General features: G+C 41.8%; 11 protein-coding genes. 5 read left to right on the top strand and 6 right to left on the bottom strand.

The genetic code is table 11. The features are described from left to right. Positions 1 to 283: 283 nt before the first annotated feature. The gene (locus tag BFL47_RS09915; RefSeq protein WP_170827300.1) at positions 284 to 1,177 is read left to right on the top strand and encodes an FkbM family methyltransferase; all 894 of its coding nucleotides are present in this window, start codon (positions 284 to 286) and stop codon (positions 1,175 to 1,177) included. Between the two features lie 233 nt (positions 1,178 to 1,410). Here BFL47_RS09915 and BFL47_RS09910 read toward each other — a convergent pair whose 3' ends face one another. Next, complete coding sequence (locus BFL47_RS09910; protein WP_069659636.1) at positions 1,411 to 2,904, bottom strand: polysaccharide biosynthesis C-terminal domain-containing protein; 1,494 nt, start codon at positions 2,902 to 2,904, stop codon at positions 1,411 to 1,413. Between the two features lie 64 nt (positions 2,905 to 2,968). On the opposite strand from BFL47_RS09910, the gene BFL47_RS09905 reads away from it, so the two are divergent. Genes BFL47_RS09905 through BFL47_RS09890 form a run of 4 tightly spaced genes read left to right on the top strand, consistent with a single transcriptional unit; the run spans position 2,969 to position 6,942 of the window. Then, positions 2,969 to 3,988, top strand: coding sequence for a glycosyltransferase (locus tag BFL47_RS09905; protein ID WP_069659635.1), 1,020 nt, complete (start codon positions 2,969 to 2,971; stop codon positions 3,986 to 3,988). A 15-nt stretch (positions 3,989 to 4,003) separates the two neighbouring features. Beyond that, positions 4,004 to 4,927: a glycosyltransferase family 2 protein gene (locus tag BFL47_RS09900; RefSeq protein ID WP_069659634.1), complete on the top strand. Its 924-nt coding sequence runs from the start codon at positions 4,004 to 4,006 to the stop codon at positions 4,925 to 4,927. Then, positions 4,911 to 6,185 (top strand): glycosyltransferase, encoded by a 1,275-nt coding sequence (locus tag BFL47_RS09895; protein WP_083257104.1) that lies wholly within the window; start codon positions 4,911 to 4,913, stop codon positions 6,183 to 6,185. Before BFL47_RS09900 ends, BFL47_RS09895 begins: the two co-directional genes overlap by 17 nt. Next, positions 6,178 to 6,942 (top strand): glycosyltransferase family 2 protein, encoded by a 765-nt coding sequence (locus tag BFL47_RS09890; protein WP_069659633.1) that lies wholly within the window; start codon positions 6,178 to 6,180, stop codon positions 6,940 to 6,942. Before BFL47_RS09895 ends, BFL47_RS09890 begins: the two co-directional genes overlap by 8 nt. Here the strand turns inward: BFL47_RS09890 and BFL47_RS09885 are convergent. The 5 genes from BFL47_RS09885 to BFL47_RS09865 all read right to left on the bottom strand — a co-directional run bounded on the left by BFL47_RS09885 (position 6,939) and on the right by BFL47_RS09865 (position 17,413). Next, on the bottom strand, positions 6,939 to 8,138 hold the full coding sequence (locus BFL47_RS09885) for an anhydro-N-acetylmuramic acid kinase (protein WP_069659632.1): 1,200 nt from the start codon (positions 8,136 to 8,138) through the stop codon (positions 6,939 to 6,941). The genes BFL47_RS09890 and BFL47_RS09885 overlap by 4 nt on opposite strands. Positions 8,139 to 8,218: 80 nt before the next feature. Further along, on the bottom strand, positions 8,219 to 10,042 hold the full coding sequence (locus BFL47_RS09880; RefSeq protein WP_069659631.1) for a glycoside hydrolase family 35 protein: 1,824 nt from the start codon (positions 10,040 to 10,042) through the stop codon (positions 8,219 to 8,221). A 10-nt stretch (positions 10,043 to 10,052) separates the two neighbouring features. After that, entirely contained in the window at positions 10,053 to 12,488 is a 2,436-nt protein-coding gene (locus BFL47_RS09875) for a sugar-binding domain-containing protein (protein ID WP_069659630.1), read from the bottom strand. Between the two features lie 22 nt (positions 12,489 to 12,510). Continuing rightward, complete coding sequence (locus tag BFL47_RS09870) at positions 12,511 to 14,208, bottom strand: RagB/SusD family nutrient uptake outer membrane protein (protein WP_069659687.1); 1,698 nt, start codon at positions 14,206 to 14,208, stop codon at positions 12,511 to 12,513. 10 nt (positions 14,209 to 14,218) lie between these two features. Next, entirely contained in the window at positions 14,219 to 17,413 is a 3,195-nt protein-coding gene (locus tag BFL47_RS09865; RefSeq protein ID WP_083257103.1) for a SusC/RagA family TonB-linked outer membrane protein, read from the bottom strand. Position 17,414 lies beyond the last annotated feature (1 nt).

Below are 17,414 nucleotides of genomic sequence, written 5' to 3'. Positions count from 1 at the left end.
AAAGGTGCGGAGAAGGTGGGTATTATCTGCGCAATAATCAATAGCCAAACTACTTTCAGTTGGAGGCATAGTAATATCAATTTAAGGATGCACTATGGGTTTAAATAATCAATTTTTCTTTTAAAGAAAAAGTAAGATATGGTTTTATTTCTCACATACTTGTCTTTTATATAAAGGCTTCAGAATATAACTTGAATTAGGATCAAACAAGACTTTTCCCCAAATAATAAAATACATTTTAAATTGCTTTTTACCGAAAAGGTTCTACTTTTATTTCATGAACATGCTGGATAAACTAATATACAAAGTAACGTGTCGTATAGCTAGTTATAAAGGGAAAAAGGATGCTGAGACAGTGCGCAACACCATCTTGACCTATTTTAGTGCTAATCCTCCAACGGATCCTGAATATCAGCAAGCTGTAGAACACCTGAAAGTTCATCCGTTAGCTGTATTCTCCGGATCATTTAGCAATAGATATAATTATCAGGATATCGAAGTTTTTAAGGATCCTTCAAACAGTCTTTCCTTTGTCAATCATCAGGGCCATCGGTTGTACTTCAAAAGGTCATATAATACAACCACGATCAAAATGCTTTATAACGGGTTGCTTAAAGAGCAGGATCCTGATTCTCCCCATCGTTATACCAATGATCAGTTTTCACTTAAACAAGGTGACATCCTTTTTGATGTTGGCTCAGCTGAAGGGATCTTTCCACTTTCGAATATCGAACAGATAGGAAAGGTCATCCTTTTTGAACGCGATCCCGAATGGTCTGAAGCACTTCAGGCAACCTTTGCTCAATGGAATAACAAGGTGCAGATCATTTCTAAATTTGTTTCTGATAAAAACGACTCTGATAATATCAGTATCGATACCTTTCTTGCAGAAAAAGCAATAGTACCCCATTTCGTGAAAATTGATGTTGAAGGAGTGGAAGATCAGGTGTTAAAAGGAATGGATCAGACTATACGAAAATACCATCCCAAAATAGCGCTGTGTACCTATCATCAACAGGGCGACTTCAAACGATTTAGTGTAGAGCTAGCCGAAAAAAAGTATAAAATTGAATCCACTAAGGGATTAATGTACTTTTTAAGTAAGGACAAAAACGAAACACCTCAACCTCCATTTTTTAGAAAAGCATTAATAAGAGCGACACCGCTAGTCGTTTAAGTTATCCGATCAATACAATATAGCTTTATGATTAATTAGGCTAAAAATTTGAGGGTGTGACTTTGATGCAATTTATCCAGCAAGTGCTTCTTTAAATCAGGAACCCAACGAATAAGCCTTTTGTAGGTGACAGCATTTTTAAATAAACAGCTGATATTTGAATGTTAACTAGATGCTTTTATAATAAGTAGACATTCTTTAGAAGAGAAGAATTGAAGATGGATTTTGAGCGATTATTTATTCATCCCGATTATATTTTTCACCTTTAAAAGTGAGCTATCAATCAAATTGTTAATATCCTGCGAAAACTTTGAATAATACACTGTTCCCCCAAATAATACGGTCACCAGTCCCGTTCTCATAATTCCGTCAGCAATGAAGTTCGGTAAGGCCGGAATGAAATGAACCAGATAATAAGTGACCACACCGGTAAGAAGTACCAGAGGTGTGTTGTAATTGAAGGGCTGCAACTTAAACACAAAGAGGATAAACAGGTACCGGGCAAGGTTAAAAATGAAAAAGGTAAGTGCTGAAGCAATAGCCGCACCCGTTATTCCATAAAGAGGTATAAAGATCAGGTTCGCCCCGATGGTAATCGCGATCAGCGAAAAGTTGAAAAAGGAATCGTACTTATAATATTTTGACGTAGACAGAATCACTCCGTTAACCCCCGTTGAGGCGTCAATCAGATAACCCAATCCCACAAAAAAGATTACATACCTGCCGGCAGCATATTCAGGCGGCAGCACATGATAAATGTTTTCAATGTTTACCCAAATGAGGGTAAATAAAAATAGCGTGCTGATAATCTGACTGATACAGCTTTTTCGATATACCGAAGCAATGCCGGCCATATCGTTATCCTTCCATGCCTGAGCGATAACCGTATAGGCAATGCTATATAATGAGCGCGCTGGTAGACTGATGATCGTGGCGAAGGCAAAAGCCAAACTATAGATCCCGGTATTGCGCAAGCCAAAGGCCTTATTAATCATGTACATATCCGCATTCGCTATAATAAAAGGAGAGGCACCGGTGAGGATTCCAAAGACGGATAACTGTATCATCTGCTTTCTGATGACTGGTGTGAGAAATTTAAAATCAACTCGGAAAGAAAGCTGATTGCGTTGATGTAAACGATACATCAAGATTCCTGTAGGAATAATATTGGCAAGTAGCCATGCCCACATAAAATAGGCAAAATCCAAAATTGAAAAGAGAAGCAAAAGTAAGGCGATCAACACAAATAAACGTTTGGCAAATTCTGTTAAAATCCTGCCAGTCGTGGTATCATATAACATCCGAGCATACAACTCAAACACATTAAAAAATAGGGTGAAAAAAGTTAAGGGAATTAAATACCAGAAATACTGGTCAAATAAGTTACTCCCCGAAGTTTTCTGTTGTACAATCTCATCTTTAAACAAGGCGACCAGCACCATGAAAATAGCAAAACCAACAATGGAGATTAAACAGGCGAGTCCCAAATAACCATGATCATGCGTTTTCCCATCTCTAAAATAAGGAAAAATCCGTGCGGTAGCATTAAATCCAAGCACAGAAAATTGGGCAAAAAGTATTGGAAATAACCCTAGAAGGCCAATTAAGCCTACTTGTTCGGGACTAAGTACCTTCGGTTGTAATAAGTAAACAGAAAGAAAACCGATTAATACGCCCAGATAAGAGTAGAAGGTTCCTTTTAAAGTTTGCTGCTGAATAATTCCCATCAGAAATTAAGGTGGTTTTTAGCTTGTAAAATCTTCTTATCTATCGTAAACTTGCAAGGATAAGATGTCAAAGATAACATATAATATTTGTGTGTTAATTGTTACCTATGGTGATAGGTGGTTATTATTAAAGCAAATTCTAAACAGTGTGATGAACCTCGATCCGGATGTCTCTAATATCCTGGTCGTAGACAATGCTTCCACATACAGCGTTGAAGATAACTGCAGGGAATTGCAGGACCACAGGGTTAAAGTGATCACCCATGCAGATAATGAAGGCTCTGCAGGCGGTTATAAAGCCGGGATGGAATACTTTATCAACCATACTAACGCCGATTTTCTGTGGCTTCTGGACGATGACAACCTTCCTCATCAAGATGCACTAAAGAATCTTCTGGGTGCCTGGGAAAATAACAGCGATACCTTAAAGCAAGATCAACAAGCCTTGTTTTCTTTACGGCTGGACAGGAAACAGCATCTCAATATTGCAGGGGGTGAAAATGCGAATCGTTATTATCGGGTTCCCAATAGTTTTATGGGCTTCAATCTTTTTCAAATTCCCATTAACCAATACTATAAATTCCGCGATAAATTCCGCAAAAGCAGACCCTTGAAAGCGCGTGCAGTGATGCCTTATGTGCCTTACGGCGGTTTGTTTATACACCGGAAGCTGATGCAAAAAATAGGATGCCCCGATGAACGCTTTTTCTTATATGCCGATGATTCCGAATATACCTATCGCATCACACAGCAGGGAGGAGCCATCTGGCTTATTTCCAATAGCCAGATCGAGGATATTGACCGCTCATACGGGGTGACGTACATACCAAAGCCATGGCGCTCCATCTATTTGGATCAGTGGAGCTTCCGCAGCTATTACCAGGTGCGCAACAGTATTTTCTTTAATTCCACCACTGCTGTTACAAACCCGGTTATATATCAACTGAATAAATCTTTATACTTGTTTGGCCAAAGGATCGTCAGTATCTTGACTGGCAAACAGAAAAACTATACTAAATTTTTAAAAGCAGTCCATGACGGATTAACAGGTAATCTAGGACTCGTCAATACTGAAGAGTTGTAATTTAAAATCAGATCTATGCAAAATTTTGCTCCTATCGCACTTTTCGTTTATAACCGTCCTGACCATGCCCGCCGGACCATTACCTTTCTGCAGAAGAATTTTCTGGCTGATGAATCCCGTTTGTTTATATTTTCCGATGGAGCCAGAGATGGTGACGAAGAGAATGTAAAAGCGGTTAGAGACCTGATTAAAAGTGTAGATGGTTTCAAATCTGTTGAAGTGATCAACAGGGATAAAAATTTTGGATTAGCTAATTCTGTTATCGATGGGGTGAACCGATTAACCCACCAATATGGAAAGGTTATCGTTTTCGAAGATGATGTCATCACTTCTCCGTATACAATTCAGTATTTCAATGAAGGATTAACAAAATACCAGGGCGTAGAGCAGGTGATGCACATCACCGCTTTCATGTATCCCCTGAAAGTCAATAATCTTCCCGAAACCTTTTTACTACGCATAGCCAGCAGTCAGGCATGGGCAACATGGGATAGAGCATGGAAGAAATTTGAACCCAATATAGACACCATTATCTCTAAGTTCGATGCCAGTTCAAAGTACCAGTTTCAGTTAGAAGGATCAATGAACTTCTGGAAACACGTTATGGAGTTCAAGCATGGAAGGAATAATTCATGGGCCATCAGATGGTACTCATCCGTATTCCTCAACAAAGGACTTTCTTTAAATCCGGCCGTATCGCTGATTGAAAATATAGGGCATGACGGTACCGGAGTACATTCCGGCGTAAGCACCATTTATGCAGGAGAAATGAATAATTTCAGGATCTCTAAATTTCCTGATGTAATCAAGGAAAACGAAATCGCCTATCGGGCAGTGAAAGATTTCCTGAAGCATCGCAAGGGAACCTATCTGCAACGCGGAATCCGGTATTTCAATCATATAATTACCAAATGGAAAATTAATGCCCGTAATAAATAAAAAGCGATTGAAGGTTATACATCTCAATACCTATGACGGCAACGGTGGGGCAGGAAGGGCGGTATTACGCCTAAATCAAGGGTTAAAGCTGCTGGGTATCGATTCGCAGGTAATTTGCCTGTATCAGTTTAATCCGCAATCCGGTGTAACGGCCATTTCGAATACATTTATAGGCCGCATCAAGGCAGTGTTTAATATCCTAGCCGAGCGCTTTTTGATTAAGCCCTTTTTAAAAGGAAAGCAGATCCCTTTCTCCCTGCAGCGTTTTGGTATTTCGCCCTCAACGCTTAAGGTCCTTCAGGATGCAGATGTCATTCATATCCATTGGATCAATCATGGCTTTCTATCCCCATCAAAGATGGGCGAGCTGGCGCAACTGAATAAGAAGATTTTCTGGACTCTTCACGATAGTAATCCTATAACCGGTGGTTGTCATGTGCGTTACGGATGTACTCATTTTAAGCAGGAATGCGGAGCATGTCCAGCATTAAAAAATCCATCAGCAAACGATCTTTCCCACCGTACCTGGCTTGCGAAAAGTAAAGCCTATCAGGAATTCAATTTTACATTTATTGCCCCCAGTATCTGGATGGGACGATGTGCCCTTGAGGCCTCCCTCTCTGCGAATAAGCAGGTACGGGTCATCTCCAATGCATTGGAAACCGATATCTTCAAACCTTTAAATAAAGTCGAATGTCGAGCTGAATTCGGTATAGATCCACGGGCCCAGGTCATCCTTGCAGGCTACATGCCATCCGAATCCGATCGTCATAAAGGACTTCTGGAGCTTATAGAAGCCATTACTCATTTACTGGCGCATCCTGGGGTAGACAAAGGCCGGATAATCCTTTTATTTTATGGCAGCAATGCCGAGGGGCTCCATCTCGATATTCCCATTCCCCATCGTTTTATGGGCAAAATAAGTAGTGATTTAGTGTTAGTCAAGCTGTATAGCCTTTCCGATGTATTTGTTTTTCCTTCACTGGAAGAAAGTATGGGTTATACCGCCTTAGAAAGTTTATCATGTGGTACCCCCGTTGTTGCATTCCGGACATCAGGTGTCACCGATATTGTGCAGCATGGCATTAATGGCTACCTTGCGCCGCTAAAGGATACAAAAGATTTAGCGAATGGAATTTATACGATCCTGAATAATCCGGATTATGCCAGTCTTAGTCTGGCTGCAAGGGAATGGGCATCTGAGAATTTCAATCTGCAAACTATAGCGCAAAAACATTCAGATCTTTACCATGAATAATCAGGATCACCAGCCCGTTTTAAGTATCATTACCGTCGTATATAACAACGTAAAGGCTATTGAACGCACTATCCTTTCTATCCTTAACCAAACGTATCCCGCTATTGAATACATCATCATTGATGGCAATTCAACGGATGGCACAATGGAGGTCATTACGAAATACCAATCTCAAATCACCAAACTTGTCAGTGGAAAAGACAAAGGAATCTACGATGCCATGAATAAAGGACTCGCCCTGGCCACCGGAGACTATGTTTTGTTTATGAACTCTGGAGACGAGCTTTATACTCCGGATACAGTAGAACAGGTATTTGCCTCTGCAGAAGATGCGGATATCTATTATGGTGAAACGGAAATGTACAATGAGCAATGGGAAAGTTTGGGCCGCAGAAGACATCAGGCACCCACTACTTTTACGCACGACAGCTTCCGCTATGGCATGAGCATCTCTCATCAGGCCATTTATATCCGAAGGTCTTTAATTTCCCCTTACGACCTGCAATACCAGCTCAGTGCCGATATCGACTGGATCCTTAATGCCGTACAGAAAGCAAAGAAGATCAGTAATACCAATCGTTATGTCGCCAAATACCTGGTGGGAGGGATGTCGAAAGCCAAACACCGCCAAAGTCTGCAGGAACGTTTTCAAATCTTCACTAAACACTATGGTTTAATCCCTAACCTGATTAATCACGTGGTTATCGCCGCAAAGCTGATCAGTTATTACCTGAAACATAGAAAGACAAACGATTAACCCGGAAAACTGATCTTCCCCAGCGATACAGAAGGGAAACCAATGTTATCGCCATAGTCAACCGCACCACCCGCTACCGCCTCATTGGCCAGTAAAGCAAATAATACCGCTTCTTTAGCATCCGGATCTATACCCAATGCCGCTGTAGACTGGATCGGACCTAATTTGAAATGCTTTTCAATTTGCTGCATCAGTAGCGGATTATGCATTCCACCACCGCTTACATAAATCTCAAAAGGCTCAGCCTCAGGCACACTTTTGTTAATAGCCAGGATAATACTCTGTGCCGAAAAAGCAGATAAAGTGGCCATTACATCTTCATGTTTCAGGTCAGTTTTATACGATTTAGTAATAGCAAGTTGCAAATAAGCCAGACTGAAAAGTTCAGGACCAGTAGTCTTGGGGAACCCGGCATTAAAAAACGGATTGTCGAGCAAAGCCTTCAGCAAAGGTTGATTAATCGTTCCAGAAAGGGCCAACTTTGCACCTTCATCATAATACCTTCCAGGATAGTTTAACTGCATATACTGATCCATGAGGGTATTTCCCGGACCAACATCTGTAGAAAAGATGCCCTTTGGTGTTTTGCAGGCAGGCAAATAAGTAAAGTTGGCAATCCCGCCTATGTTGAGCATAATTCTGGCGGTATGCATACTGGAAAATAAAAGATAATCGCCATATACCGCCAGCGGAGCACCTTCTCCACCTGAAGCAATATGCTTTTGTCTGAAATCGCTTATCGTGATAATTCCTGTTTTAACCGCCAAGTGATCACCATCCCCAATCTGCAGTGTGCCATTTCCATACTCTTTTAAACGATGCAGTGATTTTGGTGCATGAAAGATAGTCTGGCCATGACTGGCAATGAAATCAACAGTCGAAGGCTCTAAATCCCATTTCTTTAAGCAGGATAACACTAATTCCCCAAAATAAGACCCTATAAATTCATTCAGTAAAGTAACCTTTTGTATGTCGGCAACCCGTTTTGAAAAAATGGATTTCAAATCCTGCTTGAAAGGCTCCTCATAATTAACAGTAGTAAAGTTTAAAACTTGTACTTCCGTATCGTTGCCGCTACCTTTAAATTCACACAAAGCAACATCCAATCCATCGAAAGATGTACCGGACATTAACCCTATGATTCTTTTAACCGGTTTGGAAGATAATTGATAAAGTTGACTGATATTTCTATTCATGATTTATTATTATCCTGAACCAATATCAATTTTTTAATATCAAAAAACAAATTTTATTGAAAAGATGCACGGGTATTTCCTTACTTTAATTCATTCAGAATTGGTTTACCTAAACTGCTCAAAACCTTTTGTTCCGGTTTGATAAGTTCTAACACCGCCACCTCATTTTTCCCACTCTTCAGCCATTCTGCCGGAAGATAAATTGTTTGCTGCGGACCGATGCTCCAGTATTTACCCAGGTTATGCCCGTTTACCCAGATCATTCCCTTACCCCATTTTCGTAGATCTAAATAAGTATCCTGCACTTTAGATACATCAAATGAGGCGTAACTAAGAGCAGGACCTGATGAATTTTTAACCTCTCCAGTTATCTTATTGTTATCTACCTGATCAAAAGGCAATCCATACATTTTCCAGGATGATATAACTTTTTTATTCAAAGTAACCTCCTGAGTAATCCCCTTTTTGTTTTTCAACAGATTTGGACCAAAGTTAACCCTGCCCATATTCTCTACCAGAATGTCCAGCGTCACTTGCCCTTTGGGCAGATTAACCAGCAGACTATCCTGATCCATCCTTCTGTCCAAAATTCCAGCTCGTTTACCATTGATAAAAACCAATCCGTAATCCCGCAATTCTTTAATTTTCAACCAGCCTTTAGTACCACCCGGAACCGTTGTACGATACAACATGTAACCGTAAGCCTGATTCATATCTTCAAAAGTAAGCGGATGAGTACTGACCTTTGGAGTCCCTAGAAGATCAAAAACTGAAACCGATTTGGTAAAGGTAATGTCCGCCAATGCTGCCGCAGGTTTAGGAGCAGGCACATCAGGCAGTTCCTGACCAGCAGGAAGATGTTTTCTAATCACCTCACGAAACTGCATGAATTTATCCGTAGCATTTCCCGCTTCATCCAAAGGCGCATCATAATCATAACTGCTGATCTGAGGTTCATAAGGCGTGGAATCCTTATCATTTGCCCCGTTCATAAACCCCCTGGTGCTGCCACCATGAAACATATACATATTGATCGAGATGCCGGCAGCAAGTGCCGTATCCAACCGGCCGGAGTAATCTTTAGCAGGTACAGTATGATGCGGAGTACCCCACCAATCGAACCAGGCAGGATACCATTCTGCTATGAAATAAGGCCCCTTACCTTCATGATATTTGTTCACAATTTCTTTAACTTGCTGAGGGTTATCAATACCATTAACTCCGGGAACAACGCCATGCAAATATCCATTTTTTACATCTTTTGCGGGATCACAGGTAGATAGCAGACCATCAAAACCTGCATCCTTAAACAGCTGCTCGTTGATTTTCATGTATTCCTGATCACTGCCATACGATCCGTATTCATTCTCCACCTGCACCATCAGGATATTACCGCCATGGTTTACCTGTAAACCTGCAAGCTGTTTGCCTACCTCGTTAATGTATTTTCGATACTCTTCCAGATATTGTTTTTCCTTACTTCGTACAACCAGTCCTTTTTCATTCTGAAGCCAGTAGGGATAGCCACCGAATTCCCATTCCGCACATACATAAGGACTTGGACGCAAGATCACCCAAAGTCCTTCTTCTTTTGCAATTCGCACAAATTCAGCAATATCATTATTGCCTGTAAAATCGAAATGATCTTTTTCCGGTTCATGCAAATTCCAAAATACATATGTACCGATGGTATTCAGCCCCATTGCTTTGGCCATTTTCATACGGTCACGCCAGGCTTCCCTGGGTACACGAGGATAATGCATTTCACCTGATATAATCTGAAAAGGTTTTCCATCCAGTAAAAATGTAGAATCAGCTAAACCAAATGTATGTTCCGTCCGGCTTTTACAGCTGTTCAGCATCAGTAAGGCCATGATTGAGAAAAGAAAAGAATTGAATTTCATTTTTTGCGTATTAAATATTTACCTGAGTAGAAGAAGCACCTGGATAGCTCAAAGTTAGCTTTGCCGGCTTGCCTCCATTTGCCTTTTTGATGTATATAATAAGTTTTCCGTTTCTAACCTGATGCTGCTGGTCTGTAAAGGAATCATGAGCTGCAGGGTCTCCGTTTTCTATTCCCTGAATGACAACATCGTCATTGGTTTTTACCGTTAACATACCATCTGCGAGATACACTGGTACCCCTTTTGAGTCATGCACAGATACCTCAATCTGCTGATAAGGCGAAGCTTGATCAATTAGCTTATCCCGGTAAACTGCGGCCTTAATAACAGTAGCCGGACCGGCTGTGCGAATTGCATCACTGCTAACCTCTTTCCCTTGCCGGTACCCTTTTACTGAAAGTTCTCCAACAACAAAATCAATCGGATCAAATAAAACCAGATGATCTTTCGGAACTACTTTTTTACCCAATGAATGGCCATTTAAAAACAGCTCCGCTTCATCACAATTTGAATAACAGCTTACTTTGCTTTTAGATCCCGCAGTCCAGTTCCAACTCCGCCCGGAAAGTCTGGCATTTCGCACAGTCCTTTCTGAAGCCTCACCATCAAAGGTGTTTAAATAGATGACCGGCTCTTTCAACCATAAACTTGACCGTAAGTAATAAGCTGATTTTTCAAACCCTGCTAAATCAAGTAACCCTGCCTCATTACTTCTGGATGGCCATTTCCCTGCTTCTCCTAAATAGTCAATGCCTGTCCATAAATATTGTGCAGATATGTATTGATTGCTGTCCACCGCATTCCAGGCAGATACATGCATTCCGTTTTCACTACCATAAATAATCCGTTTAGGATAGTTCTCATGGTCCTCTTTATACCGGTATTCCTGGTAATTATAGCCCACCACATCCAGGTTATTTGGATAATCTGTTGTATTCGACATGACCACACCAGCAAGAGCAGCTGTAACGGGGCGACTACGGTCTACACTCTTAACCGCTGCAACCAATTTTTTGGAGATCTCCGCCAATCTGCTTACCGGCGGATGATCCTGCATAAAACCCTTTCCATAGATCTGCGGATTGCGTCCACTGTCGAGCACCGCATGCGTATATGGGTCATTTGGGTAATCGATCTCATTACCGATGCTCCACATGATGATGGAAGCATGGTTGCGACTTCGCAATACCATATCTTTTACGTCCCGCTCCGCCCATTCCTTAAAATACTCATGATAGCCGAATTGAGCAGGTTTCCCCACATTCCAGCCCTCCACCCATTTATTTTTACCATATTCCCACTCGTCAAAAGCCTCGTCCATCACTAGAAAACCCATTTCGTCGCATAGGCGGTACAAGTATTCCGCATGCGGATTATGACTTAGGCGGATGGAATTACAACCCACGGCTTTTAGTTTCCGCAGACGGCGGACCCATACTTCTTCAGGAACGGCTACCCCAAGTGCACCCGCATCATCATGAATACATACCCCCTTTAATTTCATGGCCACATCATTCAGGAAAAAGCCTTTATCCGCATCGAAGTGAATACTACGAAAACCGACCTCATCCTGCCAATGATCCATCTGTTTACCATTTTGCCATAGACTAACGCGCAACTGATACAAATTAGGCTGATCTACCGACCATAACAGTGGTTTGTTTACCGTAAAATTCAAATCTGCAGGAGCACTTCCATTTGCCGGAACCTGAAGAGAAAGGTCTTTCTGCGCGGCTACCCGACCTAAAGCATCGGTTAACGAAGTCTTGACGGTAATCGCAGCAATCGCCGACTGATGATTCACAATAGATAGGTTAACCTGCGCATCAGCCTTAGCCTGATTTACCAATGGCGTGCTGAAACCAACGCCCCATAATTTCAAATGAACAGCTTCCTTTACCTTGAGATACACATTCCTGTAGATTCCCGAACCGGTATACCACCGGGAGTCAGCAAATTCACTATGATCCGCTTTCACTGCGATCACATTCTTTTCAACCTGATTGACATAAGGCGTAATGTCATACTCAAAAGGTGTAAAACCATTTGGACGTTTACCTAAGTAATGGCCGTTTATCCACACTTCGCTGTTCATATACACGCCATCAAAGTAGATATAGAGCCGTTTACCCTTTTGTGCCTGACTCAGGCTAAAACTTTTTCTATACCAGCCGATCCCACCCGGTAAGTATCCCGTGGCACTGGCCCATTGATTACTAAACGGCCCCTCAATGCTCCAGTCATGCGGTAATATAACACCCCGCCAATCCTGATCAGAAAAAGTAGCACTTTGCGCCTCCTTTAAATCACCCTTATGAAATTTCCAACCTGTATTAAACGATTCTTTTTCATTCACATTCTGAGCGAATGCCGTTTTTCCGTTCAATAAAATTAGAAGGAGCAAAAGGGGTATTATGATTCGTAATGGTTTGATAGTAAGTTTCATTTGAGCTAATATCTATAAATAATTAATAACCAGGATTTTGTTCCAACTGTCCATTGGAGGCTTGTATTTCTGTTCGGGGAATAGGCAGCCAATAATGTTTAGTTTCAAACTTACGTCCGTCAAGAGCTATCTTTGGCGTGTAAGAAAACCCAGTAGCTGTTTTGGTAATGATCACCCCTGCAGCTGGTTTATTCTCAGTTACTTCTGCTATTTTCCAGCGGCGTACATCATAAAAGCGATGCTCTTCAAAGGCTAGTTCAACCCTTCTCTCATAACGTACAGCATCACGCATTTGTACCTGTGTTGAGCCTGTAGCTAAGGCGGGCATACTGACACTTGGTCTTGCCCTAACGAGGTTTACCGCTTGCCTTGCCGAGAAAGTGGAGCCCGAAGGAACCACATCAGGTCCATACGCTTCATTCGCAGCTTCCGCAAAGTTTAGCAATATTTCCGCATACCTGAAATAGATCCAGGGCTGAAATCCTGCATTACCCCATGGGTTTTGTAAGGGATAAGCGTCATTCATGAACTTCTTTAGGTAATAACCAGTCTTTGTCGTGTTCCAGTTATCGATCCCATCCTTGCTATCCTTTCCTCCAGGAATAAAAGTTTCAATAGCACGTTCCCGGTAAGTCGCACCATTATATAGAATGGTTGCCGCAAAACGAGGGTCCCGGTTGGCATACGGGTTATTTGCATCAAACCCTGATGTAGGATCAGTAATAGCTTTGCCATTTGCCATTTCGTAATCATTAACCAGGTTTTGCATAGGCGCATTACCTGCCCAACCACCGTAGCCATTAGGTCCGTTTGCTATCTCTAAATGGACATGATTGGCATTTTTAGTAAACAGCCGTTCAAAAATGGCCTCATTGGTTTCATTCGTTAAAAATAGCTCTCTATATCCCCCGGTGTAAATACCGTATTTATTCAAACTGATCACTTGCTGGGCAGCAGAGGCGGCATCAGCCCAACTACCTGTATTATACAAGGGACTGGCCGCATAAAGCAGCAATCTTGATTTAAGCGCTAATGCAGCACCTTTTGTTGCACGTCCTAACATCCATGTCCCACTATTATTCAAAGGCAGTTCCGCAGCGGCTTCATTTAACTGAGCCACCACATAATCGATCCCTTCTTTCAGGGTAGCCCTGGTAAATAGGGAAGGATTCTGCAGGTCATCTGTTAGATTTGTTACTTTATCGCCCATTAAAACCACGCGGCCATAATTCCTGATCAGATCCTGATAGCGCATAGCTCTTATAAATTTAAGTTCGCCATCGATCATTTGCTTATGGCCCGCACTCATTTCAATTTTGGTAAGAACACTTAAAGCATAGTTTATTTCACGGATCCCCCTATAGCTCCTGGCCCAGAAGATGCCTGCACTTCCCAAGTTTTCTGGTGCCAGCTGTCCTCTTTGGATCAGCCAGGTAAAATCATCATTGTTATAGACCGATTCATCTGTAAACGAACTCATCATACTGTACTCAAATCCCCTTCCAAAACCAGGATCTGATCCATCTGCTTCCTTATCCTGTAACCGGGTACCTATATAGCGGTTGGTGACATACGCTTCAAAAACAGAGGTGTCCGTTTCAATAGCTGAGGTTGCAATCCGATCGGTAGGTTCTACGTTTAAAAAATCTTTTTTACATGCCGATAACGTCAGTAATGCACATAACATTAAAAATAGTGGCTTTATATATCGAGTTTTCATGGTCTTCTGTTTAAAATTTAACGTTAGCGCCCAGGTTGATAATTCGTTGCTGTGGATAAAACTGTCCGCTTCCATTTTCCCCTTCTGGATCATAATCTTTCACCTTGGTAAAAGTGAACAAGTTGAAGGCGCTGGCATATAATCGTAATCCCGATACCTTAATCTTGGAAAGAAAAGGAGCTTTGATGTTATAACCTAACTCCACATTCTTAAGCCTCAAAAAAGCAACATTGTTTAACCAAAAGGTATTAGGGAACTGGCCGCCGCTGATGGCATTTGACGCACGATCCGTAACCCGCGGATATGTGCCGTTTAAATTGGTTGCACTAAACCGGTTATCGGCCCAGCTGCTATAAAAGTTACCTACACTGCCTGCTTCCGGTAAAACGTATTGACTCACTCGCGCTTGTCCGGAAAAGAGCACAGACAGGTCAAAGCTTTTATAAGATGCATTTAAAGTAAAACCGTAGGTAATTTGTGGGATATTCGCATATTTTGAACGCGTCTGGTCGTCCGCTGTGATCTGCCCGTCGTCGTTATAATCTTCGTAGATCAGGTCACCAATTTTAGCACCAGATACATGCGGATAAGCATCCAGGTCCGCCTGTGTACGAAAAAGGCCAATGCTGTTATACAGCAGGGAAGTGTTGAGTGGACGTCCTGTTTTCCGCTGATAATCAAGCGTACCCGCTGCTTCATCAATGAAGATGACTTCATTCTTCGCATAGGTGATATTTCCGGAAATCCCCCAATTAAATTCATGGCCCTGCTGACTGTAACCCAGAGTGCCTTCAAACCCTTCACTATTTATTTTGCCTATATTTTCAGAGGGCACTAAAGGCTGCGAAGTATCCGTAACAAAAGGATTTACGATGCCTGAAGAACCCGGTAAAGAGGCATTTCGTGTGGTCAGAATATCAGCTCTCTTCTGGTTAAAATAGATCGCTTCAAAAGATATATTTTTAAATATAATACCATTGATTCCAACATCCAGTTTTTTAGATACCTCCCAGGTGATATCCGGATTAGCTAGCTTAACCAGGTTAACCCCTGGCTGAATCGTAGAGGATCCACTCGCTGGTAAACTGGCAACGAAACCGTTCCCAACCAAAACATAATTATCAAAATACTGGAAGCCTTTTACATTGTCATTACCCAATGAACCATAAGAAGCCCTCAATTTCAAGTCGTTAATGAATTTTACATTACTTTCAAACCACCTTTCTTTCGAAATACGCCATCCTACAGATGCAGAAGGGAAGTACCCCCATTGTTTACCCTGAGGGAAGATCGAGGACCCATCCACACGTAACTGACCTTCAAATAAATACTTCTCATCAAAATTATAAGCGATACGACTGATAATGCTTCGTCGTGTATAGTTAGTGCTGTAGCCAGAATTTAAAAAATCGGTTGCAGCAGTACCACCCTGAGATAATTCAGGTAATGAAGTAGATAGAAAGTTCAGGCGTTGGGTGTCAAAGTACTCGTAATGGTCGTCACTTTGTTCATAACCAACAAAAGTACTGAGGTCATGTAATCCAAAACGACGGGCATAATTCAATTTAATATTCGAAGTAAGCAAGGCCTGATTACTGTGTTTTTCGATCAACGTCGCCTTATTGTTGTTACCGCCAACAATTACACTGTTATATAGATCTGTTGCTGCGTCATAACGGTAAAGCAGATAAGGTTTGTTAAAACTTTTACTGAACATATTAGACTTATCAACAGAGAAGAACCCGTCTACCGATAATCCCTCAACTCCCGGAATCAGTAAAGTAGCCCTTAAGATCCCGTTGAATGTCTGAGTAGGGTTATTTACCGTTCCACCAATATCAGTTACCTGTGCTGCAGGGTTTGCGTTTTCAATACCTGTTGTCGGCAGGCCATTGGTATAATAGGTCGCTGCAATTGGCTTAGACCTATAAATGGATCGGAAAATATCCCCTCCACCCACCAGAGGATACATACGGTCTTCCTCTCTTCCTGATAAAGACATTCCAACCTTTAAAATCTTTGAGATATTAGCGTCTACATTGGATCTGAAATTATATTGCTTATAGGTAGTTGCCCCATTCTTATACAACCCATCCTGGTTAATGGTACCCATGGATAAGAAATACTTCACATCATCACTTCCACCGCTAATGGATAGGCTATGCTGATTCTGCATGGTCACATCTTTTAAGGTTTCTTTGATCCAATCCGTATTGGGATATAACAAAGGATCCGATCCATCCCTGAACTTTTGAATCTGCTCATCTGAGTACGACTGATTCAGACCACCATTTGGATTTGAGTCATAATTGATCTCATTCATGATCTGCGCATAGGTGGGTGCATCAGCCATCTGAGGTAAACGTGTTGGTGAACTAAAGCCCTGATTAAAGCTATAGTTGATAGTCGGCTTGCCCGATTTGCCCCTCTTGGTGGTTACTAATATAACCCCATTTGCTGCCCGGTTCCCATAAATCGCCGCCGATGCATCCTTTAAAACCGATACACTTTCAATATCATTTGGGTCAAGCCGCTCCAATCCGCCAATCTGTCCTGGAATCCCATCTACAACAACAAGTACACTGTTGCTTCCTGTTGTAGCCAAACCCCTGATCGTGATGTTGGAACCGTCATAACCCGGCTCACCACCCCGGTTATTCACGATCACACCTGAGAATCGTCCTGCTAAAGAGTTAGACAAGTTGGGCTGCGGACTTCTAACCAGTTCAGCACCTCTAACCTGGGAAATAGATCCTGTTAAAGTGGCTTTTTTCTGTGTTCCATAACCAACTACAACCACTTCATTTAATGATTTTGCGTCAGGCGTAAGCTGAATATTTAAAATGGTTTTTCCGGCGAGATGAACTTCCCTGCTCGTATAACCTATAAAGGAAAATACAAGTATCGCATTGGGATTGCTTGTTTGAAGTGAATATTTTCCGTTTGCATCTGTTATCGTACCGGTCGCGGTGCCCTTGACCTGAATACTTACCCCCGGCAATGGAGTGGCTTTTTCATCTGTTACTGTCCCGGTCACCGCGTTTTGCCTTACTGAATTGGTCAGGGGAGTAGTTTTAATTCCAGTTGGCACAGTCGCAAACCCCTCTTCCACCGTGAATAAAATAAGAACACATGCAGTAATTGCTATGCCATATTTATAATTAAAAATAGGTGGGGACGAACAAAAGTGTATGATTTTTTTCATG

The organism is Arcticibacter eurypsychrophilus, assembly GCF_001730525.1.
In the GTDB taxonomy this organism is placed as follows: Bacteria; Bacteroidota; Bacteroidia; order Sphingobacteriales; family Sphingobacteriaceae; genus Arcticibacter; species Arcticibacter eurypsychrophilus.
This window is presented reverse-complemented; position numbering and strand designations above follow the sequence as displayed.

Excerpts from the sequence above, each read along its gene's own strand:
- BFL47_RS09875 (WP_069659630.1), bottom strand. The coding sequence starts at position 12,488 with ATGAAACTTACTATCAAACCATTACGAATCATAATACCCCTTTTGCTC.
- BFL47_RS09885 (WP_069659632.1), bottom strand. The coding sequence starts at position 8,138 with ATGAATAGAAATATCAGTCAACTTTATCAATTATCTTCCAAACCGGTT.
- BFL47_RS09905 (WP_069659635.1), top strand. The coding sequence starts at position 2,969 with ATGTCAAAGATAACATATAATATTTGTGTGTTAATTGTTACCTATGGT.
- BFL47_RS09900 (WP_069659634.1), top strand. The coding sequence starts at position 4,004 with ATGCAAAATTTTGCTCCTATCGCACTTTTCGTTTATAACCGTCCTGAC.
- BFL47_RS09890 (WP_069659633.1), top strand. The coding sequence starts at position 6,178 with ATGAATAATCAGGATCACCAGCCCGTTTTAAGTATCATTACCGTCGTA.
- BFL47_RS09895 (WP_083257104.1), top strand. The coding sequence starts at position 4,911 with ATGCCCGTAATAAATAAAAAGCGATTGAAGGTTATACATCTCAATACC.
- BFL47_RS09910 (WP_069659636.1), bottom strand. The coding sequence starts at position 2,904 with ATGGGAATTATTCAGCAGCAAACTTTAAAAGGAACCTTCTACTCTTAT.
- BFL47_RS09870 (WP_069659687.1), bottom strand. The coding sequence starts at position 14,208 with ATGAAAACTCGATATATAAAGCCACTATTTTTAATGTTATGTGCATTA.
- BFL47_RS09915 (WP_170827300.1), top strand. The coding sequence starts at position 284 with ATGCTGGATAAACTAATATACAAAGTAACGTGTCGTATAGCTAGTTAT.
- BFL47_RS09865 (WP_083257103.1), bottom strand. The coding sequence starts at position 17,413 with ATGAAAAAAATCATACACTTTTGTTCGTCCCCACCTATTTTTAATTAT.
- BFL47_RS09880 (WP_069659631.1), bottom strand. The coding sequence starts at position 10,042 with ATGAAATTCAATTCTTTTCTTTTCTCAATCATGGCCTTACTGATGCTG.